The 23522-nt window shown below is 71.2% G+C and carries 14 protein-coding genes; 11 read left to right on the forward strand and 3 right to left on the reverse strand.

The window, feature by feature from the left end; translation table 11 throughout:
• Positions 1–7: 7 nt before the first annotated feature.
• Positions 8–937, reverse strand: a complete 930-nt coding sequence (locus tag OHN74_RS31870; RefSeq protein ID WP_327698011.1) for an alpha/beta fold hydrolase — start codon at positions 935–937, stop codon at positions 8–10.
• 57 nt (positions 938–994) lie between these two features.
• Here OHN74_RS31870 and OHN74_RS31875 point away from each other — a divergent pair, with 57 nt between their 5' ends.
• From OHN74_RS31875 to OHN74_RS31890, 4 genes are all read left to right on the forward strand, one after another.
• On the forward strand, positions 995–1603 hold the full coding sequence (locus OHN74_RS31875; RefSeq protein WP_327698012.1) for a TetR/AcrR family transcriptional regulator: 609 nt from the start codon (positions 995–997) through the stop codon (positions 1601–1603).
• Positions 1604–1835: 232 nt separating this feature from the next.
• On the forward strand, positions 1836–4241 hold the full coding sequence (locus OHN74_RS31880; RefSeq protein ID WP_327698013.1) for an ATP/GTP-binding protein: 2406 nt from the start codon (positions 1836–1838) through the stop codon (positions 4239–4241).
• A gap of 118 nt (positions 4242–4359) precedes the next feature.
• Positions 4360–6108 (forward strand): PucR family transcriptional regulator, encoded by a 1749-nt coding sequence (locus tag OHN74_RS31885; protein ID WP_327698014.1) that lies wholly within the window; start codon positions 4360–4362, stop codon positions 6106–6108.
• 136 nt (positions 6109–6244) lie between these two features.
• Positions 6245–7702: an aldehyde dehydrogenase family protein gene (locus OHN74_RS31890; protein ID WP_327698015.1), complete on the forward strand. Its 1458-nt coding sequence runs from the start codon at positions 6245–6247 to the stop codon at positions 7700–7702.
• A gap of 118 nt (positions 7703–7820) precedes the next feature.
• On the opposite strand, the gene OHN74_RS31895 is transcribed toward OHN74_RS31890, so the two are convergent.
• A complete protein-coding gene (locus tag OHN74_RS31895; RefSeq protein ID WP_327698016.1) occupies positions 7821–10679 on the reverse strand; it encodes a glycoside hydrolase family 3 C-terminal domain-containing protein in 2859 nt (952 codons plus the stop codon).
• Positions 10680–11050: 371 nt separating this feature from the next.
• On the opposite strand from OHN74_RS31895, the gene OHN74_RS31900 reads away from it, so the two are divergent.
• The 7 genes from OHN74_RS31900 to OHN74_RS31930 all read left to right on the forward strand — a co-directional run bounded on the left by OHN74_RS31900 (position 11051) and on the right by OHN74_RS31930 (position 22142).
• Positions 11051–12739 (forward strand): extracellular solute-binding protein, encoded by a 1689-nt coding sequence (locus OHN74_RS31900; protein WP_327698017.1) that lies wholly within the window; start codon positions 11051–11053, stop codon positions 12737–12739.
• Positions 12739–13836, forward strand: a complete 1098-nt coding sequence (locus tag OHN74_RS31905; protein ID WP_327698018.1) for an ABC transporter permease — start codon at positions 12739–12741, stop codon at positions 13834–13836. The genes OHN74_RS31900 and OHN74_RS31905 overlap by 1 nt, the downstream gene beginning before the upstream one ends.
• Positions 13833–14759, forward strand: a complete 927-nt coding sequence (locus OHN74_RS31910) for a carbohydrate ABC transporter permease (RefSeq protein WP_327698019.1) — start codon at positions 13833–13835, stop codon at positions 14757–14759. The genes OHN74_RS31905 and OHN74_RS31910 overlap by 4 nt, the downstream gene beginning before the upstream one ends.
• 132 nt (positions 14760–14891) lie before the next feature.
• The gene (locus tag OHN74_RS31915; protein WP_327698020.1) at positions 14892–17120 is read left to right on the forward strand and encodes a 1,4-beta-glucanase; all 2229 of its coding nucleotides are present in this window, start codon (positions 14892–14894) and stop codon (positions 17118–17120) included.
• Positions 17120–19084 carry a beta-galactosidase gene (locus OHN74_RS31920; protein WP_327698021.1) on the forward strand — a complete coding sequence of 655 codons (1965 nt, stop codon included), beginning with the start codon at positions 17120–17122 and terminating at the stop codon, positions 19082–19084. The genes OHN74_RS31915 and OHN74_RS31920 overlap by 1 nt, the downstream gene beginning before the upstream one ends.
• Positions 19081–21327: a glycosyl hydrolase family 95 catalytic domain-containing protein gene (locus tag OHN74_RS31925; protein ID WP_327698022.1), complete on the forward strand. Its 2247-nt coding sequence runs from the start codon at positions 19081–19083 to the stop codon at positions 21325–21327. The genes OHN74_RS31920 and OHN74_RS31925 overlap by 4 nt, the downstream gene beginning before the upstream one ends.
• A gap of 83 nt (positions 21328–21410) precedes the next feature.
• A complete protein-coding gene (locus OHN74_RS31930; protein WP_327698023.1) occupies positions 21411–22142 on the forward strand; it encodes a glycoside hydrolase family 12 protein in 732 nt (243 codons plus the stop codon).
• A 41-nt stretch (positions 22143–22183) separates the two neighbouring features.
• Here OHN74_RS31930 and OHN74_RS31935 read toward each other — a convergent pair whose 3' ends face one another.
• Positions 22184–23371: a sulfotransferase family protein gene (locus OHN74_RS31935; protein WP_327698024.1), complete on the reverse strand. Its 1188-nt coding sequence runs from the start codon at positions 23369–23371 to the stop codon at positions 22184–22186.
• Positions 23372–23522 lie beyond the last annotated feature (151 nt).

A 23522-nucleotide genomic window follows, 5' to 3' on the forward strand; every position in this document is an offset into this window, starting at 1 on the left:
AGCAGGGTCAGCTGAGCCGAGGGGGAGCGCCCGCTGATGTGAGGCGCCGGCTGAGGAAGTCCTCCAGGATCTCGACACACCGCGCCGGCCGTTCCTCGGCCGGGTAGTGGCCGCAGTCGTCGAGGACGACCCCCGTGACGTCGTCGGCCGCCAGTCGCATCGTCTGGGCGGCACTCGCGCCGCTCCACAGCGCGCCGCCGAGGGCGAGCACCGGCAGCGTCAGCCGGGTCCTGCCGCGCTGCTCGTTCTGCGCGATCGTCTCGTCCAGCGCCCGGTAGTACGCGAAGCTCGCCCGCAGCGCGCGGGGATCCGTGGCGATCGCGTCGACGTAGACGTCGACGGCGTACGCGGGGATCGCGTCCGGGGTGGCTGCCTTGGTGGCGAACTGGTGGCCGAAGAAGAGCCGCTCCCGTCCCCGGACCAGTTCCTCGTTGAGGTCGGTGAGCCGGTTGAAGCCGAACTGCCAGAGCTTCAGGTTGACCGCGGCCGGGCCGAAGAACGGCGGGGACGGCGTGAGGCCGGGGATCACTGCTTCGAGGATGGCGAGCCGGTCCACCCGCTCGGGGTGATCGGCGGCGAGGGCGTATCCGGTCCATGTGCCGATGTCGTGGCCGGCCACGTCGAACCGGTCGTGCCCGAGCTCGGCCATCAACGCGACCAGATCGGCGGCGAGCGTGCCGGCGTCGTACCCGTCGTCGGGCTTGTCGGAGAGCCCGGCCCCGCGCGGGTCGACGGCGACGACGGTGTGCCGGCGGGCGAGCGCGGGCATCACCTCCCGCCAGGCGTACCAGGTCTGGGGCCACCCGCTGATCAGCAGCAGCGCCGGGCCGTCCCCACCGGTGACCGCGTGCAGCCGCAGCCCGTTCACCTCCACGAGCCGGCTGGTGAAGACGTCGCGGAATCCGTCGGGCAGTCGCAGCGAACTCAAGTTCGTCATGGCGGTGACCCTACCCATCTTTGAATGATCGGTACAAGATGTGTAGGCTGACGGACCATGGCAGGCCGCAAGCAGTTCGACGTGGACGAGGCGCTACGACGTGCGATGCACGTCTTCTGGCGCTGGGGATATTCGGAGGCCTCGATCGATCGCCTGACCGAGGGCACGGGCCTGGGCCGGGGCTCGCTCTACGGCACCTTCGGCGGCAAGAGCGCCCTCTTCCGGAAAAGCCTCCAACGGTACGCGCAGACCTACCACCCGCTGTACGAGCAGGCGCTGTCCGGCCCCCACCCGAGCCCGAGCGCCGTTGTGGCCGCCTACCTGCAGGTCGCCCTGAACCGCATCGCCGACCCGACGGTCCCGGACGGCTGTCTGCTCACGGTGTCGGCAACGCAGATCCCGGCCCTCGATGCGGAGGGCCGGGCGATGGTCCGCTCCATGATCGACGGTTTGCGGGCGATGCTGGAACAGGCGTTGCTGGCGGCGGGGGCCGGTGAGCAGGAGGCGGCAGAGCTGGCGTTGTGCACGCTGGCGACGAACAAGTCTCTGGCTGTGCTGAGCCGCGCCGGCTTCTCGGGCGAGGACCTGGCAACCGTCGCGGCGGCCGCCGCCAGGAATGCCGGGGCTCCGCCGAGTCGACCGGCCGAACCGTCGGGGCCGCGATAGGCGGCAACGGCTCCGTCGCCGATGGATCCGCGGAGACCTTGGGGCGGCCGGCGGCTCGGCAGGAAGCGACTCGGCTCGGCCCTCGTGGGGGCTGAGCCGACCCGGGCGACGAGATCGCCGTACAGATACTCCGACTCCGAAGCCGGTCAAGCGGTGAACTCCCCTTGGCGGAGCGTTAGATTGGCCGTCGGCGATCGATGGTGGTCGGAACGGCTGGTCAGGGGGCAGGGCGATGGACAGCGACGGGACGCAGGACGCGCGGGGTACGCATGCGAATCCTGTGTCGCGTCCGGCGGGGCCGCCGGACGTGCCCTCGGTGCCGCCTCGGCCCGGGCGGGACCCTCGGCCCGTCGAGCAGGGGGCGCCGCAGGGTGTGCCCGCTCGCGCGTCCGTCGCCGAGTGGCTCAATGAGCCCCGGCCCGCCGCCGAGCCCGGGATCTGGCGGTACGGGTACCGGCTGCCCAAGGGGGCGCAGGCGGCGGAACGCCTCTCCCCGGTCACCGTGGTCGGGTTGTTGGTGCCGCTGGTCGTCGGGTTGTTCCTGTGGTCGCTCTGGCGGCGGGGCGCGATGCCGTACGAGTCGGTGCTGCTGAGACTGTTCACGCCGGAGGACTGGTGGTGGGGCGGGACCGTCGCGCCCAAGGGGTGGGAGGGCAGCGCGGCCGTCCTCGTCTACAACGGGGTCTTCTTTCTCGTGCTGCTCTATGGCATGGGGCGGCTCGGCAGCTGGCCCGACATCGCCCGGCACTTCGTCGGGCGTCGGCCTCAGCCCGCACGGGCCCTGCTCGCGGCACTCGGGGCTCTTCTCACGCTCAGCTTCGTGTTTCCGAACGCCTTTCCGGGGGTCGGCTGGGACGCCCTGCCGATCGTCGACGCGGTCGTGGCCCTCGTCGCGTTGATCTCCGGTGGGTTCGACGTGTTCGGGTCGACCGTCTTCAAGGTCGGCCTCTACACCGTCATCACCCTGCTCGTCGTGTGGCCGTTCGCGCGGATCGGTGGCTGGTGGGCGTACGCGAAGGAGCGGCTCGCCGCGCGCAGGGCCGCCGCCGGGCCCACCGGACCCGCGCCCGCCGACCGGCCGCGCGAACAGTGGCCCGACCTGCGGGAGGCCGGTCAGTACGAGGCCGCCGAGCTGCTCACCGCCGAGGTGACCGGCGGACGTATGAACGACGTGGACTGCGCCCGGGTCGAGCACGCGTGGGCGCTCGCGAGGCGTGACGGGTCGCTCGCGGGCTTCCGGGACACCGTGCTGCGGCAGGGCGCGGCGGCCTGGGTCCACCCCTCCGGAGCCCGGGACCTGGCCCGGCGTACCGCGCGGCACGACCTGGCCGCGGGGCAGGTGCGTATCGGGCGGTGGGTGGCGGCCGAGCGGGCACCGCTCGTCTACCACGGCGCCGGCGCGGCTCTCGGGCCCGAGGTGCTGGGCACGTCCCTGCTCGCGGTCGGACCGTCGGGGGCGGGCAAGACACGGCATCTGATCGAACCGGTGACCGAGGCGCTGGCCCTGCGGGCGCTCACCGGGCAGTGCGCGTTCGTCACGGTGTCCGCGCCGGGGACCCCGCTCGCCGCGGATTCGGGGTTCGACGTCGTCGTACGGATCGGTGACCGTTCCTCCGTCCACGACCTCGACCCGTACGCCGACTCCGACGACCCCGACGAGGCGGCCTCCTTCCTCGCCGAGGCGCTGGTCGGTGACCTCGACACCGTCGGCACCGAGAGCGCGGCCACCGCGCTCGCCCAGGTGCTGGGCCCCTACCGTGCCGCCCACGGACGTTTCCCGGCCCTGCCGGTGCTGCGGGAACTGCTGGAGAGCGACCCGGCCGCGCTGTCCGGCCTGCGCGACGCCCTGGCGGGGGACGAGTTCACCGTCATGCGGCGCGAGCTCGACGTACGCATCCGTCAGGCGGCGAGCCCGACGGACGTCGGCCGGATCCTCGCCGACCGGCTCGCGCTGCTGAACCGGCCGGTCTTCGACGGCTTCTTCGGCGGGGGCGGCACGGCTCGGCCCTTCTCCCTGCGCTCCCTCGCCCAGTACCCGCTGCGCGTCCGGATCGACCTGCCCGAACACGGCCACGAGGAGGCCGCCCGGCTGATCACCCGGCTCGTCCTCGCCCAGTTCTGCGCCGTCGTACGCGACGGACGGCGCCCCCACTTCGCCTGCCTCGTCCTCGACGACGCCACCGGGACGGTCACCGCCGGTTCGGTACGCCGTGTCCAGCGGCTGCGCACCCAGAACGCGGGTGTCGTGCTTGCCCTTCGGTCGATCGGCGACGTCCCGGAGCCGCTGCACGGGCCGCTCTACGGCGCCGTCGGCTGCCGGATGGCGTTCTCCGGCGTGACGACCTGGGACGGCGGCCGGTTCGCCCAGGCCTGGGGCACGGCCTGGGTGGAGACACGGGACGTGGCCAAGCACACCGTCTTCGCGGACCAGCCGATGACCCGCGCCATCCACGCCCTGCGGAAACTGGTCACCGGCAAGGCGGTCACGACGGACGCGGTGACCGTACGTACGGTCGAACGGGAACGTTGGTCGGCGTCCGAACTGGCGCACGAGGTGCCGCCCGGGCACGCGGTCCTGTCGCTGACGACGGTCGAGGGCGAACACGCGCCTCCGCTGCTCGTGAACCTGCGGGGCTGAGGAGCGAGAGGGCCTGTACGGGCGGAGCGCGCGGTACGTACGGTGAGGCAGAATCGGCACAGGTCGTTCATACGCTGCGGCCAAAAGTTCACGGAGATCACACAGACCTGAAGGCCTCATGCCCCCGACGCTCGCCTCGCTCGTCCACCATTCCGCGCTCAAGCTGACCGTGCGGGCGGGCGGCGACCGCCTGGACGTACCCGTGCGCTGGGCTCATGTCAGCGAACTGGCCGACCCCGTCCCCTACATGGAGGGCGGGGAGCTTCTCCTGATCACCGCCCTCCAGCTGGACGCGGAGGACGCCGAGGTCATGCGGCGCTATGTGAAGCGGCTGGTCGGGGCGGGGGTCGTCGGACTCGGCTTCGCCGTCGGGGTCAACTACGCGGACATCCCGAAGGCTGTCGTCGAGGCGGCGCAGCACGAAGGTCTCCCGCTCCTCGAAGTACCGCGCCGCACGCCCTTCCTCGCCATCAGCAAGGCGGTCTCGGCGGCCATCGCCGCCGACCAGTACCGGGCGGTGACCGCCGGATTCGCGGCGCAGCGCGAACTGACCCGGCAGGCGCTGAGCGACGGTCCGGAGGGCCTGCTCGCCGCCCTCGCCTCGCAGGTCGACGGCTGGGCCGCGCTGTACGACGCCTCGGGCGCCGTCGTCGCCACCGCGCCCGAGTGGGCCGGGCGGCGGGCGGCGCGGCTCACGGCCGACGTGGAACGGCTGCGGGAGCGGCCCGCGCCGGCGAGCGCGGTGGTGGGCGCGGGCGGCGGGGACGACGAAGGGGAGCGGGACCGGGTCGAGCTGCACTCCCTCGGCACCGGACGCCGGCCGCGCGCCGCACTGGCCGTCGGCACGGCCGCCACGCTGGGTACGGCGGAGCGGTACGCCCTTCACTCGGCCATCGCGCTTCTCACCCTGACCACCGAGCGGTCCCGTTCCCTGCAGGCCGCCGAGCAGCGCATCGGAGCCGCCGTTCTGCGCATGCTGCTGGCCGGCGAACCCGATCACGCGCGCGCCGTCGCCGGGGGCCTGTACGGCGAGCTGCTCGACGCGCCGTACCGGATCGTCGTCGCCGAGTCGGCGTCCCCTCCGGCGGGGGCGACGGCGCCGGAGGGGAAGACGAGCAGGCCCACCGCCGGTGCTCTGGTCGCCGCCGACACGAACGGCGATCCGCTGGGCGGGCTCACCGAGTGCCTGGAGTCGGCCGCCGCGCGGGCCGGGGAGGCGGTGCTGGTGGTGCCGGAGGGGGAGCGGCTGGTCGTGCTCGCGGTGGACGGGGGTGCGGCGGTGGGGGCCTGTGAGGAGTTCGCCGCGGCGTTGGAGGGGGCGCGGGCGGAGGCTTCGGCTTCTTCCGCTGTTCCCGGGTCCGCCTCCGACTCGGGTCCTTCCGGCCCTTCCGGTTCTTCCGCTTCCTCTGGCTACTCGGGTCCCTCCGGTGATGAGGACGAGCTGGTGGTGGGGATGTCCGGCCCGGCCGGGCCCATCGCCGCCGCGGCGGCGTACAAGCAGGCCGAGCAGGCGTTGTCGGTGGCCCGGCGGCGGGGGCGCGTGCTGGTCGGGCACGAGCAGTTGGCCGAGGGGTCCGTGGTGCCGTTGCTCGCGGACGACGCGGTGCGGGCGTTCGCGGACGGGTTGCTGCGTCCGCTGTACGCGCACGACGCGACGGGGCGGGGTGATCTGGTGGCGTCGTTGCGGGCCTGGCTGTCCCGGCACGGGCAGTGGGACGCGGCCGCGGCGGATCTTGGTGTGCACCGGCATACGCTGCGGTACCGGATGCGGCGGGTGGAGGAGATTCTGGGGCGGTCGCTGGATGATCCGGATGTGCGGATGGAGCTGTGGCTGGCGCTGAAGACGACGGCGGCGGTGGGGGAGTGAGGCGGGGGCGCTGCCCCCGAACCCCTACTCCTCGAACGCCGGAGGGGCTGAAACACGCCGAACCGTCCCATCCTCCGCCCCCACCACTCCACCCCGGACAAGTAACCCCCCGCCCTCCCCGCCCTACCGTGTACCCATGACCTCCACGCCGCCCGTCACCCACGCCTTCTGGCTCGCCGGCCGCCAGGCCACCGGCGAGACCACCTTCGACGTCACCTCCCCCTGGGACGGACGCCTCGTCGGCAAGGTCGGCGTGCCGACCGAGGCCCAGGTCGAGGAAGCCGTCGCCGCCGCGTACGCCGTCCGTGACGAGTTCGCCGCCACCCCGGCCCACGTCCGCGCCGCCGCCCTCGACCACGTCAGCCGGCGTCTCGTCGAGCGCACGGAGGAGATCGCCCAGCTCATCTCCGCCGAGAACGGCAAGCCGATCAAGTGGGCCCGCGGCGAGGTGGGCCGAGCCGTCTCCGTGTTCCGGTTCGCCGCCGAGGAAGCCCGGCGTTTCAACGGCGGCGAGGCGCAGCGCCTCGACACCGACCTCGGCGGTCAGGGGCGCCTCGCCCTCACCCGGCGCTTCCCCAAGGGCGTCGTCCTCGGCATCGCGCCCTTCAACTTCCCGCTCAACCTCTGCGCCCACAAGATCGCCCCGGCGATCGCGGCAGGCGTCCCCATCATCCTGAAGCCGGCCCCGGCCACGCCCCTGTCCGGCCTGGTCATCGGCGAACTCCTCGCCGAGACCGACCTGCCCGCCGGTTCCTGGAGCGTCCTCCCGGTCGCCAACGACCGCATGGCCGCCCTCGTGCAGGACCCGCGCCTGCCGGTGATCTCGTTCACCGGGTCGGAGAAGGTCGGCTACGCGATCATGGACTCCGTGCCGCGCAAGCACTGCACCCTGGAACTCGGCGGCAACGGCGCGGCGGTCGTCCTCGGCGACTACGCCTCCGACGCCGACCTGGACTGGGCGGCGACCCGTATCGCCACGTTCTCCAACTACCAGGGCGGCCAGTCCTGCATCTCCGTGCAGCGGGTCATCGCGGACGCCTCCGTGTACGACCGGCTGCTGCCCCGCATCGTCGCCGCCGTCGAGGCCCAGGTGACCGGTGATCCGGCCGACGGTGCCACCGACGTCGGGCCGCTGGTCAGCGAGGACGCCGCCAAGCGGGTCGAGGCGTGGGTCGACGAGGCCGTGGCGGCCGGCGCGAACCTCTTCGCCGGTGGCAAGCGCGACGGAGCCTCCTACGCGCCGACCGTCCTCACCGACGTACCCGCCGATGCCACGATCTCCTGCGAGGAGGTCTTCGGCCCGGTGCTCACCGTGCTGAGGGTGGAGGGCGAGGCCGAGGCCTTCGCCGCCGCCAACGACTCCAAGTACGGCCTCCAGACAGGCGTGTTCACCCACGACCTCCAGGCCGCCTTCCGGGCCCACCGCGCCCTGGAGGTCGGCGGTGTCGTCATCGGTGACGTGCCCTCCTACCGCGCCGACCAGATGCCGTACGGCGGCGCCAAGCAGTCCGGGGTCGGCCGTGAGGGCGTCAGGTTCGCGATGGACGACTACACGTACGAGCGCGTCCTCGTACTGACGGGCCTCGCCCTCTAGATAATGGGAACCGTTTCCACATACACTCGCCGATGACGCGAACGCGCCGTCACGAAAGGGTCCGGCACCGATGCCTTCCGGTGCCGGACCCCTTCCATGTGCCGACCGCTCCGGACCCTCAGCCGGAGAAGCCGACGTGCGCCAGCCGCAGCGGGCCGCGCAGTCTCAGGCGTACGTCGCGCACGCCGTCGGTGGTGAGAGTGGCTCGGACCGTCGTGTAGTCGTACGGGCCCGCTGTCGGGGCCGGTGTCAGGACGGTCGCCTTGTCGCCGTCGTCCACTACGACCTCCACGGCTCCCCCGCCCGCGACCTCGACCGTGACCTCGGTGACGCCCGGCCCGAAGTCGCAGTCCCGGTAAAGCAGTTCGGCCTCTCCGCCGCCCACCGGTGTCACCGCGTCGCCCGACACCTTCGTCCGGTCGACGATCTCGGCGCCGCTCTGCTCGTCGAAGTCGGCCGCCGCGAGGCCCAGTCGGCGCACCGGACGGGGCAGCGGCGGGGTGCCCGTCACCTGGACCGTCGTACGCACGCGGATGTCCTCGCTCGACGCGCCCGCCAGGAGCTCGTACATGCCCGGGGCGAGGCGGGGGCCGCCGATCGCCACGTCCCAGAACTCCAGGCAGCTGAGCGGCAGTTCGAAGGAGACCGGTACGGACTCCCCCGGCGTCAGGGTGATCCGGCGATGGGCCACCAGCTCCCTGCGCGGGCGGGCGACCGGCGACTCGGGCGCCCTCGTGTACAGCTGCGCCACCTCGTCCGCCGTGACGTCCCCGGTGTTGGTCACCGTGAACGACACCCGCAGCGTCTCGTCGTCCCCTGCCTCGGCCGTCAGGTCGGTGTACGCGAACGACGTGTACGACAGTCCGTGGCCGAAGGGGAACAGGGGAGTGCCCTCGAAGTAGAGGTACGTCTGCCGGGAGCCGATGATGTCGTAGTCCAGCAGGTCGGGGAGGTCGGCGTCGTCGGCGTACCAGGTCTGCGGGAGGCGGCCCGCCGGAGAGGCGTCGCCCGCCAGGACGCGGGCCAGGGCCGTGCCCGCCGCCTGGCCGCCGTGCGCGGTCCACAGGGCCGCCGGGAGGTCCGTGACGTCGACCGCGTACGGGTACGCCGAGACCAGGGCCAGGATCGTCCGGGGGTTCGTCGCGCGGGCCGCCCGCAGCAGACGCTGCTGGTGGGCGGGGAGGTGCAGCGTCGTGCGGTCCTCGGTCTCGCGGCCGTTGATGTGCGGATCGTTGCCCGCGACCACGACGACCACGTCCGCCCAGGCGGCCGCTCTCTTCACCGATTCCTCACCGCGTTCGGCGACGATCAGTTCGAAGATCTCCGGGGGGGTCTCCTCCGCGTCGGCAACCTTCACGCCGTCGGCGGCGACGGAGACGTGGCGACCCGTACCGACGTGCCTGAGGAGGTGATGGTTATCATGCGATTCATGGGGTTCCAGGCGGAATGTCTCCTGAACGATCCACCCGCCCGGCTGATCCGCCGACGCCCGTACGTAACCGTCCTCCGCGACCGAGAGGTACCGGCCGTCGGGTGCGCGCAGCGTGAGGAGGTCCTCGCCCCAGTCGATCAGCGCGAACTCGGTGCCGACGGCGGCGGCGGTGAGCGCGGGCAGGTCGGTCCGGCCCGCGAGGAGCGCCGGGTCCAGCGCGCCCTCGGCGCCCCGGGCGACGTCGGGCGCGTCCTCGGCGGGCGGCACGTGCAGGAACGTACCCGCGGACGTCCGGAGCCGTACGCGGTCCACGCCCTCCGCGAACTCGACATGCTCCGCGCCGAAGCGCTCGTACAGGGCCTCCAGCGGGGTCGAGCGGTGGATGAAGGTGCCGCTGTACCAGTCGGCCTTGCACTCGTCGGCGAGCAGGCCGACCACCGCCACCCGGGTGCCGGGAGGCAGGGGGAGCGTGCCGGCGTCGTTCTTCAGCAGGACGATCGCCTGTTCCGCCGCCTCCTGGGCGAGGGCGCGGTGGGCCGGGGTGTCGAAGTCCGAGGTGTCGGCGTACGGGTCGTACTGCGGGTCGAACTCGCCCAGCCGGAAGCGGACCGAGAGCTGGCGGCGGACCGCCGTGTCGATGTCCTCCTCCGACAGCAGGCCCTGGGACAGGGCGCCCTGAAGGCGGGCGACGATCTTCGAGCAGTCCGTGCCGTGGTCGGTGAAGCTGTCCACACCGGCGATCAGCGAGGCGGCCGTCGCCTCCTCGTGGGTGTCGTAGTAGTGCTCCGAGTCGACCAGGTTGGAGGGCGCACCCGCGTCCGAGCAGACCAGCAGGTCCTCGTCCGTCCAGGTGCGCAGCTGGTCGCCCAGGTGCGGCGAGACATGGTTGGGGCGGCCGTTGACCAGGTTGTACGCGGGCATCACACCGGCCACCGCGCCCGCCTCGACCGTCTCGCGGAAGGCGCGCAGATCGTACTCGTGCAGCACGCGCGGGCGGACCGACGACGAGGACGTGGACCGGTCCGTCTCGTTGTTGTGGGCCAGCCAGTGCTTGAGGACCGGGGCCGTGCGCCAGTACGCGGGGTGGTCGCCGCGCAGGCCGCGGGTGTAGGCGGTGGCGATCGCCGAGGTGAGCTTCGGGTCCTCCGAGTAGCCCTCCTCGTTGCGGCCCCACAGAGGGTGGCGCAGCAGGTTGACCGTCGGCGCCCAGACGTTGAGGCCGATGCGGTCGTCGTGGGCGCGCATCGCGCGGACCTCCTTGGACACCGCCTCGCCGACGCGGTGCACGAGCTCCTCGTTCCAGGTCGCGCCGAGGCCGACCGACTGCGGGAAGACGGTCGCCGGGCCCATCCACGCCACCCCGTGCAGCGCCTCCTGGCCGGTACGGAAGGTGGCGACGCCGAGGCGCTCGACGGCGGGTGCGAACTGGTGCAGGAACGCCACCCGTTCGTCGAGGGTGAGGCGCGACAGCAGATCGTCGATGCGCTTCGCGATCGGCAGTTGCGGATCGCGGAATGGCGGCGAAGGCGGCGTTTGTGCGGTCACGTGGGGTTCCCTTTGCGATGGAGCGTCGAGACACATTCGAAGCGCTTCGATGCTCATTCGACGTGGGGGTGGGTGTCAAGAGACCCAGGCGCAACAACTCCGTTTCCCGCCCGTGATGTCAAGCGGCACACGGGAGTGCTCCGGGCCGCCTGGCAGGGCCCCGTACCTCGGAGGAATCTTGGAACCGACCCTTGTGCACCCTCAGGTGTTCACTTAACCTCGCAGCAACATCGAAGCGCTTCGACTACGGATAGCCGATGCACTGGTTGAAGGAACGCTTCAGCTCAGCCAGTCTCACTCAAGACACTCAAGACACCGCAGCCGACGGCTCCACCGCCGGGTGTCCTGGTGCGCCATGAAGGGTTGACGCAATGACGCCGAACGCCGCTGCCCCCTCCTCGGGTCCTTCGGGGCCGAGCCGGAGAAGCTTCCTCGCCTCGACGGCGGTCGCCACCGCAGTGGTGGCGGGCGGGATGCCGCTGCTTGCCGCCTGCGGAGGTTCGGGCGGCGACGAGCGCGAGGGAGCCACATCGGGCAAGGCCGCGGACAAGCTGCTCCCGACGTTCGCCGCGAGCGCGGTCGCGAAGCCGGACATTCCGTCGAAGAACGGTTCGTCCGCCGGCTACACCGGCAGGGTCGACCTCGCGACTCTCACCGCCTCGGTCCCGGAGAAGCTGGGCACCGGCGCCCCCTTCAAGATCATGTCCCCGTACTGGGGCTCCCCGCCGAAGGCCGACTGCGCCTACTACACGGCACTCGACGCCGCGGCGGGCACCAAGATCACCTGGCAGAACCAGGACGGCAACACCTACGGCCAGAAGCTGGGCGCCGTCCTCGCCTCCAGCTCCATCCCCGACATGGTGGTCGTGCCCGGCTGGGAACTGGTCGGCAAGATCCCGAACGCCGTCACCGCGAAGTTCATGGACCTCGGCCCCTACCTGGCGGGTGACAAGGTCAAGAAGTACCCGAACCTGGCGGCGATCCCCTCCGACTCCTGGCGGATGGGCATCTTCGGTGGGGCACTGCGAGGTATCCCGATGCCGGCCGCCTCCGCGTCCTTCATCGTGCCGTACTACCGCAAGGACATCTTCGACAAGAAGGGCTACTCGGTACCCAAGTCGCCCGACGAGTTCCTCAGCTGGGCCAAGGAGGCCACCAGCGCCAAGGCCAAGGTGTGGGCCTGCGGCGACATGAACTGGACCGCGTGGGGCATCTTCGGTGTCCGCCCCTCCGGGACGCTCGGCTGGAACATCGGTTCCGACGGCAAGCTGACGTACCGCATCGAGCAGCCCGAGTACCTCGAAGCCCTGGAGTGGACCCGCAAGCTGTTCGACGCGGGTGTGGTCCACCCCGACGACAAGGCGCGCTCGGGCGACGCGGGCAACCGGTTCACCGCCGGACAGATCCTGGTCTTCAACAACGACATGTCCACCTGGTACGGGAAGACCGCCGAACAGGCCGCGTCCAACCCGGACTTCGAGATCGAGGGCATGGACATCTTCGGCGCGGACGGCGGCAACCCGTCGCTGTGGGCGGCCCAGCCCGCCGGCATCTGGTCGATGATCCGCAAGGGCGCCTCGAAGACCACGATCGAGAACGCGCTGGCCGCCGCCGACTTCGCCGCCGCGCCCTACGGAACCAAGGAGCGGATGCTCGTCGACTACGGCGTCGAGGGCACCCACTACATGGTCAAGGACGGCGTCCCGGTCAAGAACGACCTGGGCAACTCCGAGGTGGTCAACGCCTGGGTGATGCTGGCCGCACCGGCCCCCTACTACGCCCACCCCGACTTCCCGGACGTCGCCCGCAAGCAGGTCGAGTGGCAGCAGCGGATGGGCGCCTTCATGAAGAAGACGTCCACGTACGGCATGAACATCGTCGAGCCGACGCGCTACGCGAACCTCTCCAGCCAGTTCGAGCAGCTGGAGATCGACTACGTGCGCGGCAACCGCAAGCTGTCCGACGTGCAGGCCGCCATCTCCACCTGGAAGTCCTCCGGCGGCGACAAGCTGCGCGACTGGTACCAGCAGCTCATCGACAAGAACGGCAGCGGCAACTGATGTCTCTCACGGCCGGGAGCAGGCCCGACGGGACTCGTTCTCCCGCGGCCGTCGAGGAACCGACGGCAGCGGTCGCCGCAGCGGTGGCGACGGAACGGGTGCCGCGCAAGGCCCGTAAAGCAGGCAGGGCAGGCAGGGCAGGCAAGGCAGGTCGAGCGAGCAAGGCGGGCAAGGTCCCCTGGCGGGTCCGGCTGCGCCGCGACCGCGCGCTCATCCTGATGACGCTGCCCGTCATCCTCCTGCTCCTTCTCTTCAACTACGTCCCCCTGCTCGGCAACGTCGTCGCCTTCCAGGACTACGACCCCTACGTCTCCAGCAACGGCATCACGGCGATCTTCCACAGCCCCTGGGCCGGCGTGGAGCAGTTCTCGCGGATGCTCGACGACCCGCTGTTCTGGGGCGCGGCGAAGAACACCATCGTGCTGTTCGTGCTCCAGCTGGTGCTGTTCTTCCCGATCCCCATCGCCCTCGCGCTGGTCATCAACAGCGTGATCCGGCCCCGGGTGCGGGCCGTGGCACAGGCGATCATGTATCTGCCGCACTTCTTCTCGTGGGTCCTCGTGGTCACCGTCTTCCAGCAGATTTTCGGCGGCGCGGGCATCATCGCTCAGACCCTCGAGGACCACGGGTGGAGCGGGTTCGACCTGATGACCAACGCGGACCTCTTCAAGTACCTGGTCACCGCGCAGGCCGTCTGGAAGGACGCCGGCTGGGGGATCATCGTCTTCCTCGCCGCGCTGGCCGCCGTCAGCACCGACCTCTACGAGGCCGCCGCCATGGACGGCGCGGGACGCTGGCGCCGTATGTGGCACGTGACCCTGCCCGCGCTGCGCCCGGTGATCGCCCTGCTGCTCGTCCTGCGGGTGGGTGACGCGCTGAGCGTCGGATTCGAGCAGTTCCTGCTCCAGCGGGACGCGGTCGGCGTGGGAGTCAGCGAGGTCCTCGACACCTACGTGTGGAACATGGGTATCCAGAACGGCGACTTCAGCTACGCGGCCGCGGTCGGCCTCGTCAAGGGAGCCATCGGAGTGTGTCTCGTCCTGGGCGCGAACAAGTTCGCGCACCTGCTCGGCGAGCAGGGGGTGTACAAGAAGTGAGCCTCAACACGCAGCTCGTCCGCAGCCTCCAGGCCCCTGCCCGCCCCGCGTGGGAGGAGGAGCCCAACAAGGCCGGTATCACCGCCAAGAGCGTCTTCCTCGCACTCTGCTGTCTGGGGGTGCTCGGCCCGCTGTGGATCGTGATCGTCACCAGTCTCTCCCCGAAGCCGGTGATCGACCGCGTCGGCGGTCTCGTGGTGATCCCCCAGGGCATCACCTTCGTCAACTACACGGAGCTGCTCAGCGGCGGCCAGGTCAGCCGGGCGATCACGATCTCGGTCGGTGTCACGCTCTTCGGCACACTGTTCTCGATGGCGGTGTCGGTGCTCGCGGCCTACGGGCTGTCCCGGCCCGGCAGCATGGGACACCGGTTCTTCCTGCTCACCATGATGGCGACCATGTTCTTCGGGGCCGGCCTCATCCCGACGTACCTTCTGGTGCAGTCGCTGGGGCTCACCGACACCTATCTGTCGCTGATCCTGCCCAGCGCGGTCAGCGTCTTCAACATCCTCGTCCTGCGGGCTTTCTTCATGGGCATCTCGCCCGAGCTCACCGAGTCCGCGCGGATCGACGGGGCCGGGGATCTGCGGATCCTGCTGACCATCATCATGCCGCTGTCCCGGGCGGTGCTGGCGGTGATCTCACTCTTCTACGCGGTCGGGTACTGGAGTGCCTGGTTCAACGCGTCCATCTATCTCAGCGACCAGGACATGATGCCGTTGCAGAACGTGCTCATCCAGCTGGTCCAGAAGAACACCGCGTCGCCCACAGGGCTGCAACAGGCGGTTCGTACCGGGCAGTTGTCGGCGCTCGGGTTGCAGATGGCCGTGATGGTCCTCGCGTTGATCCCGGTCGCGGTGGCGTCGCCGTTCGTGCAGCGGCACTTCAAGAAGGGCATGTTGACCGGCGCGGTCAAGGGCTGACGTCCAGGTTCGCTGTACGGGGTGCCTCTTGCGGTCTGGTGGCGACCGCGGGCCGATGTGGTTGATCGCGCAGTTCCCCGCGCCCCCTGGGGGCGCGTCTTCTCCCCCCTTTTCTTCAGATCGAGGTAAGTCATGCCTGCGTCCCGTCCGAGTAGACGTGCCGTTCTTGCGGCGACCGCTGCCGTCGCCGCGGTCTCCGCCGTGTCCCTGTCCGGTACGGCGGCCCAGGCGGCCTCCGCTGCGGCCGCCCCCGCCTACCGCTGGCGCACCGCAGTCATCGGGGGCACCGGATTCGTCACCGGCGTGCTCTTCCACCCTTCCGTCCGAGGTCTCGCCTACGCCCGTACCGACATCGGCGGCGCCTACCGCTGGGACGAGCGTGCCGCCCGCTGGACCGCGCTCACCGATCACCTCGGGTGGGACGACTGGAACCTCCTCGGCGTCGAGGCGATCGCCGTCGATCCCGCGCACCCCGACCGCGTCTACCTCTCCCTCGGGACGTACGCCCAGTCGTGGGCCGGAAACGGTGCCGTCCTGCGGTCCGAGGACCGGGGCGCGACCTGGGCCCGTACCGACCTGACCGTGAAGCTCGGGGCCAACGAGGACGGACGGGGCGCCGGCGAGCGGCTGCTCGTCGACCCGCGGGACAGCGACACCCTGTGGCTGGGCACCCGGCACGACGGCCTCCTCAAGTCCACCGACCGGGGCGCCACCTGGGCACCGGCGAGCACCTTCCCGGCCACCCCGAGCGCGAGCGGCCAGGGCGTGATCTTCCTGGTAGCGGCCGGCCGTACCGTCTACGCCGGGTGGGGCGACGGCGACGGCAAGGGCACCGCCGGTACGGCCAACCTGTACCGGACCTCCGACGGCACCACCTGGGAAGCCGTACCGGGCCAGCCCGTCGGCGCCACCTCCGCCAAGGTCCCGATCCGCGCCGCCTACGACAAGCACACCCGCGACCTGTACGTGACGTACGCCAACGCGCCCGGGCCCAACGGCCAGTCCGACGGCAGTGTGCACAAGCTGCGCACCACGACCGGCAGTTGGACGGACGTGACCCCGGTCGAGCCGGGCGGGACCACCGCCGACGGCTCCGCCGACAACTTCGCCTACGGCGGGGTCGCCGTCGACGCCTGCCGGGCCGGCACCCTCGTCGTCTCCACCAACAACCGCTGGGCCGACATCGACACGGTGTTCCGCTCCACGAACGGCGGTCGCACCTGGACGTCCCTCAAGGACAGCGCCGTGTTCGACGTGTCCGAGACGCCCTTCCTCAAGTGGGGCAAGGACAAGCCGAAGTTCGGCTGGTGGATCCAGGCGCTCGCCCTCGACCCCTACGACTCCCGGCACATCGTGTACGGGACCGGCGCGACCCTCTACGGCACCCGCGACCTCAAGCACTGGGCCCCGCAGATCCGAGGCCTGGAGGAGACGTCCGTACGCCACCTGATCTCACCCCCGGTCGGGCAGGCGCACCTGCTCAGCGGCCTCGGGGACATCGGTGTGATGTACCACGAGCGACTCACCTCGTCCCCGTCGCGCGGCATGGCGTCGAACCCGGTGTTCGGATCGGCGACGGGACTCGCCCAGGCCGCCGCCAAGCCGTCGTACGTCGTCCGGTCGGGGTGGGGCGACAACGGCAACGGGGCCTTCTCGAACGACGGCGGGAAGAGCTGGGCGCCCTTCGCCGCCCAGCCCGCCATCGCCAAGGACGCACCGGGGCCGATCGCCACCAACGCCGACGGCAGCGTGCTGCTGTGGACCTTCGTGCACTGGGACGGCACGAAGTACCCGGCCCAGCGCTCCACGGACAACGGCACGACCTGGTCCGAGGTCTCCTCCGTCCCGAAGGGCGCCACGCCGGTCGCCGACCCGGCCGACCCGACCCGCTTCTACGCCTACGACACCGACACGGGAACGCTGTACGCCAGCACCGACAGCGGTCTCACCTTCACCGCGCGGGCGAGCGGACTGCCCTCCGGCGACAGCCAGTTCGAGCTGGCCGCGGCGCCGGGAAGCTCCGGTGACCTGTGGCTGAGCGTCAAGTGGAACGGGCTCTACCGGTCCACCGACGCGGGTGCCACCTTCACCAAGGTGACCAGCTGCTGGGCCTCGTACACGCTCGGGTTCGGCCGGGCGGCCGAGGGTGCCTCCTACCCGGCGATCTACCTGGTCGGTTCCACCGAGACCATCACCGCCATCTACCGCTCCGACGACGAGGCGAGGACCTGGACGCGGATCAACGACGACGCCCATCAGTGGGGCTGGACCGGCGCCGCGATCACCGGCGACCCGCGCATCCACGGCCGGGTCTACGTCGCCACCAACGGGCGGGGCATCCAGTACGGGGAGCCCGTCTGATGCCGGGGCTCGGTGACGCCACCCGGGGGCGCATCCTCTTCGGCGGTGACTACAACCCCGAGCAGTGGCCCGAGGAGAGCTGGCCCGAGGACGTCCGGCTGATGAAGGACGCCGGGGTCAACTCCGTGACACTCGGCGTCTTCTCCTGGGCGAAACTCGAACCACGCCCAGGGGCGAGGGAGTTCGGCTGGCTGGACCGGCTGATGGACCTGATGCACGAGAACGGCGTCGGCGTCGTCCTGGCCACGCCCACCTCCTCGCCGCCGCCCTGGATGGGCCGGCTGCACCCGGAGACCCTGCCCGTCGCCGAGGACGGGCGGATCGAATGGTGGGGCGGACGCCAGCACTTCGCCCACTCCAGCGCCGTCTACCGGCGCTACGCCGCCGCCATCACCGAGGACCTGGCCGCCCGCTACGGCGGCCACCCCGCCCTCACCATGTGGCACATCAACAACGAGTACTGCACCTACGACTGGGGCGACGAGTCCGCCGCCGCGTTCCGACGGTGGCTCCAGGACAGGTACGGCACGCTGGACGCCCTCAACACCGCCTGGGGGACGGCGTTCTGGAGCCAGGGGTACGGCGACTGGTACGAGATCCTGCCGCCGCGCCTCCCGCACTACATGCGCAACCCCACCCAGGTGCTCGACTTCAAACGCTTCACCTCCGACGCGCTCCTGGAGTGCTACCTCGCGGAACGCGACATCGTCCGCCGCCACACCCCGCACCTCCCGGTCACCACCAACTTCATGCCGATGTGGGTGGGACAGGACGCCTGGCGCTGGGCCCAGGAGGAGGACGTCGTCTCGGTCGACATCTACCCCGATCCGCGCGACCCGCTCGGCGCCCAACAGGGCGCGCTGATCCAGGACATGACGCGTTCGCAGGCACGCGGTCCGTGGATGCTGATGGAACAGGCGGCCGGCCCGGTCAACTGGCGGGGTGTCAACCACCCCAAGCCGCGCGGCCTCAACCGCCTCTGGTCGCTCCAGGCGGTGGCGCGCGGCGCCGACGCCGTCTGCTACTTCCAGTGGCGCCAGTCCCGGCAGGGCGCCGAGAAGTTCCACTCCGGCATGGTCAGCCACGCCGGCGAGCAGGGCCGCACCTTCCAGGAGGTCAAGCAGCTCGGCGCAGAACTCGCCGCCATCAGCAGCGAGGTGACGGACAGTCACACGCCCAACGACATCGCCGTTCTCCACGACTGGCACGCCTGGTGGGGCGGTGCCCAGGACGGGCGGCTCTCCTCCGAGGTGGACTACCCGCAGGTCGTACGGGCCTGGCACCGCGGCCTGTGGGAAGCGCACCTCGCGACGGACTTCGCCCACCCCGAGCACGACCTGTCCGCCTACCGGCTCGTCGTCGTACCGCAGCTGTACCTGCTCACGGACGCGGCGATCGACAACCTCCTCGCGTACGTGCGCGGCGGCGGCACCCTCGTCTGCGGCTTCCTGACTGGAGTCGCCGACGAGGACGACCGGGTACGGCCCGGCGGTATGGACGCCCGGCTGCGCGAGCTGTTCGGGCTGGGCACCCTGCACGAGTGGTGGCCGCTGGACGTGGGCGAGACGATCGAAGTGGACGGTTTCCAGGGGCACTTGTGGTCCGAGGAGCTGGAGGCCGACGGCGCCGACGAGGTCACCCCGTACAAGGGCGGCGAACTCGACGGGCTGCCGGCGGTGCTGCGCAAGGGACGCGCCTGGTACGTCTCCACGCTCCCCGAGCCGGACGCGCTGCGGCACCTCCTCGCCAGGATCGGCGCCGACGCGGGTGTCCGGCCGGTGCTGGACGCGCTGCCCGACGGGGTCGAGGCGGTCCGCCGCGGTGAGCTGCTCTTCGTGCTCAACCACGGCTCCGATCCGGTGACCGTCCAGGTGCCCGGTGTCCACCGGGACCTGCTGACCGGGGACACCGTCACGGACGCGATCTCGCTGGGCCGGTACGGAGTGGCGGTGCTGAAGACATGACCGACGGGCCCGTCCACGGAACCTGGGAGCCACGCCCCGCCGCCCGCTGGGAGGACGGCTATCTGAGCGGCAACGGCCGCCATGGCGCCCTGGTGTTCGGCGACCCGGAGAGCGACCGCGTCATCGTCACGCACCACACCCTTGTCCGCCCGAACGGCGGCGAGCACGCACAGCCGCCACGGCTGGCGGACCGACTGGCCTCCCTCCAGGACCGTTTGCTGGCCGGGGAGACCACCGCCGCCGAGAGCTTCACCGACGGGCGGGAACTGCAGTGGGTGCAGCCCTTCCACCCGGCGTTCCAGGTGCGGCTGCGTGGCGGAGCACCGGAGGGGGAGGGGCGTGGCTACCGGCGGTCCGTCGACTTCACCACCGGGGTCACCGACGCCGGATGCGAGGGCTGGCGCAGCCGGGTCTTCGTGTCCCGCGAGGACGACGTCGTCGTCCAGTACGTCACCGCCGACGCCGGGGGACCGGCTCTCACCCTCGACATCGGCCTCGACCACCGACTCCCGGGCGCCCCGGCGGAGTTGGGTGTCGGCCAGAGCGTGGTGCGCACACCCGAGGGCGCCCTGCTCACCCTCCGCACCCGCTACCCGGACAGCGACCGCGCGTACACCGGGGTGACCCTCGTGGTGCCCACGGGCGGCAACACGACCATCACCCCGCCCGGCGTCCGTGTCGAGGGCGCGGAGTCCGTGCTGCTGCTGACCCGCGTCGTCCGGCACATCGGCGAACTGGACACGGCGGACCACACCCGCGCCCTGCGGGAGCTGCTGCCGGACACGGATGGCGAGCCCTGGCCCGGGGACCGGACCTACGACCGTCTCCTCGCCCGCCACACGCCCCTCCACCGCACCGCCTACCAGCGCGTCACCCTCGACCTCGCCGCCGACGAGACCGAACGCTGCCTGCCCGGCGCCGCGCTGCTCACCCGCACCAAGAGCCCGGCCCTCCTGGAACGGCTCTTCGCAGCCGGCCGCTACCACCTGCTCTCCGCCGGCGGGATGTGCCCGCCCCGTCTGGTCGGCCTGTGGACCGGCGACTGGGACACCGCCTGGTCCGGCGCGTTCACCACCGACGCCAACCTCAACCTCCAGATCGCGTCCGCGGCGGCCGGAGCTCTCCCCGAAGTCACCGAGGCCCACGCCTCCCTGATCCACCGTCAGGTCGACGACTGGCGGGAGAACGCCCGCGCGGTCTTCGGCGCCCGGGGTGTGGCCGCGCCCGCGCACACCGACGGAGAGTCCGGGCTGATCTACCACTTCAGCCGCGAGTACCCGCTCCACCTGTGGACCGCCGGCGCCGACTGGCTGCTCAAGCCCCTCGTCGACCACGACGACACCGAGGGCGTCCGCGACCCCCGTACGACCGCCCTGCTCGCCGAAGTCGCCCTGTTCTACGAGGACTTCCTCACCCGTACCGACGCCGACGGCCACCTCGTGGTCGTCCCCTCCTACTCACCGGAGAACCGTCCCGCCAACGCGAGCTGGGGCTCCGTCAACGCCGCCATGGACCTCTCGGCGGCCCGGCACGCCCTGCTCACCGCCGCCGACCACCACCCCGACGACCCCGAACGGGCCGACCGCTGGCGGGCGTTGGCCGACCGGCTCCCCCCGCACCGCGTCAACTCCGACGGCGCGCTCGCCGAATGGGCCTGGCCCGGCCTGGACGACACCTACGACCACCGGCACCTCAGCCATCTCTACGGTGTCTGGCCCCTCGACGAGATCAACCCGTACGACACCCCGGACCTCGCCGCCGCCGCGCACCGCGCCCTCCAACTCCGGGGCGCCGAGAACGACTCGGCCCACGGACACCTCCACCACGCGCTGATCGCCGCCCGCCTCCGCGACGGCGAACGGGTCACCCAGGCCCTCGGCCAGGTGCTCGACGGCGACTTCTTCCACGCCTCCCTGATGAGCGCCCACTACCCGGGACGTGACGTCTACAACGCGGACGCCGCCCACGCCCTGCCCGCCGTGCTCATCGAGGCGCTCATCCAGTCGACCCCCGACCGGCTGGTCCTGCTGCCCGCGCTCCCCGCGTCCTGCCCCACCGGCCTGCTCCGGGGCGTACGGACGCGGTTCGGCGCGGAGGTGGACCTCGACTGGGGACCCGGACGGGGCCGGGCCGTCGTACGCCCCACCCGCAGCCACCGGATCGACCTCAGAACCTCCTCCGGCGCACGAACGCTCGATCTCGTCGCCGGAGAGGACCGCGTCCTCGACCTGGGGCCGCGGTAACCGCACCGAGGAACAGCGCAACAGGAAGCAGCACACCCCCCACCCCCCACCCGTATTTCCCCCCACCCATGGAAGGAACCCCCATGGCAACACGCACCCGCACCCTGCGCCGGATCACCAAGGTCCTGCTGGCCCCGGCTCTCGCACTCGGCGCCACCGTCGGTCTCGCCTCCGCCCCCGCCTCGGCGGCCGTCTGGAACTCCTGCGCCCAGTACGGCAGCACCTCACTGAACGGCTACACCCTCTACAACAACATCTGGGGCGGCACCCCCTCCGCGCCGGCCGGCAGCCAGTGCATCTGGGCCAACTCCGGCACCAACTGGGGAGTCTGGGCCGACCACCCCAACACCGGCGGCATCAAGTCCTACCCCAACTCCAAGAAGGTGATCAACAAGTCGATCACCTCGCTCGGTTCGCTCTCCAGCAGCTACAACGTCTCGGTCCCGTCGTCCGGCGCGTACAACACGTCGTACGACATCTGGGACACCGACTACGACTACGAGATCATGCTCTGGGTCAACAAGACCGGAGCCGTCGGCCCGCTCGGCACCTCGCAGGGCAACGTGACGCTGGGCGGCCACACTTGGACCGTCTACAAGGGCAACAACGGCGCGAACGAGGTCTTCTCGTTCATCCGCACCTCGAACTCGACGTCCGGCACGGTCAACGTCCTGCCGATCCTCAAGTGGATCAAGGACACCAAGGGCTGGTTCGGCAACGAGACGATCGGTGACGTGCAGTTCGGGTTCGAGGTCACCTCGTCCTCCGGCGGCCTGAACTTCACCACCAACAACCTGACGGTCAGCAGCAGCTGACGCGGGCAGCCAGGTGACAGGGCCGGGGCCGGCCGTGCCGTTCAGGCACGGTCGACCTCGGCCCGCAGGGCGTTGTATTCCGTGAAGGCCGTCTCGACGTCGGCGCGGGTCAGTCCGTAACGGGCCAGGTCGTAGCGGTGGGGGCGGCTGCCCCTGAGATGGGTGGCGACCGTGGGGAGCCGGGCGGCATCCGCCTCGGTCCAGCGGGCGCCGACGGCCGCGTAGAGCTTGGGGGCGCCGGCGGCCGGGTCGGAACCGAGCCACGAGTACGGCACGTCCACCACCGCCTCGCGGGGGACCTCGGCCCGGGCCGCGAGTCCGCGCCGCACGGAGCCGCTGAGCAGGTCGAGCCAGGTGGCGCCGAGGGCGTGCAGGTCGACCGTGCGACGGGAGAGCGACATACCGCACTCGACCAGGCTGCAGAAGGAGGCGACGGCGGTCGCCGGGTCGCGGTGGGTCCACACGAGCGTGGCGTCGGGGAACACGGTGAGCAGGGCGTCGAGATTCCCGGTGTGCATGGGGGACTTGAGGATCCAGCGACGCCGCGGCCGACCGTACTGGAGCACCTGGAAGCACTCCTTGAGGTGACGGTAGTCGGGGACGAAGTCCCGCGCGAACTGCTGGGCGTGGTACTCGGGCAGCCGGGCCTGGGACAACGGCACCAGGGCGTGCGGCAGGAGGAAGGTGCACTCCTCGGGGCCCTCGGCGGTCATGGGGTGGATCTCGCGGAAGCGCGGGCTGAGCAGATAGGTGCCGTCGAGCGTCCGGCGCGCGGCCGTGACCGCCTTGCGCCGCTCTCCGGGCGACGGGTCGAGGCCGGGGGCGAGCAGCTCCCACAACCGGGGGCAGCGGTGCTCGTCGGAGAGGGACAGCACGCTGTGGGTGAGCGTGGTGGCGGTACGCGGCAGACCCACCACGAACACCGGCTTCTCGATGGGCTCCTGGGTGATCGCGGGATGCTCGGCGATCAGCCGCCGAACCCGGGCCCGGTTGGTGAGATGCCTGCGGATGTGGGCCTGCGCGGACTGCCAGCCGACCGGCGACAACTCCTCGTCGCCGGCCCACTCGGCAAGCAGCGGCCGAAACCCCTCGACGAACCGCTCGTCGCCGTCCGTCCGCCCCGCCTTGTCGGCGATCCGGTCGAACACCCGGTCCGGATCGCGCCGTGAACCCAACGAGGGCCTGAGTAAGAGATTGGCCACCGTGAGCGGGAGAGAAGCGGCAGACACGAGAGGGGTTTCCTTTCCACGGGAACAGCACGACAAGTTCGCCGAACAAGTCTGCAAAAAGCCCAACCCAACAAACTCACCGCCCCCCAGGACGGCCCCAATAGGGGCGCGGGGAACGGCGCGACAAGCCACAACGCCCCCGCACCCGCCC

It is taken from the genome of Streptomyces sp. NBC_00459 (assembly GCF_036013955.1).
In the GTDB taxonomy this organism is placed as follows: Bacteria; Actinomycetota; Actinomycetes; order Streptomycetales; family Streptomycetaceae; genus Streptomyces.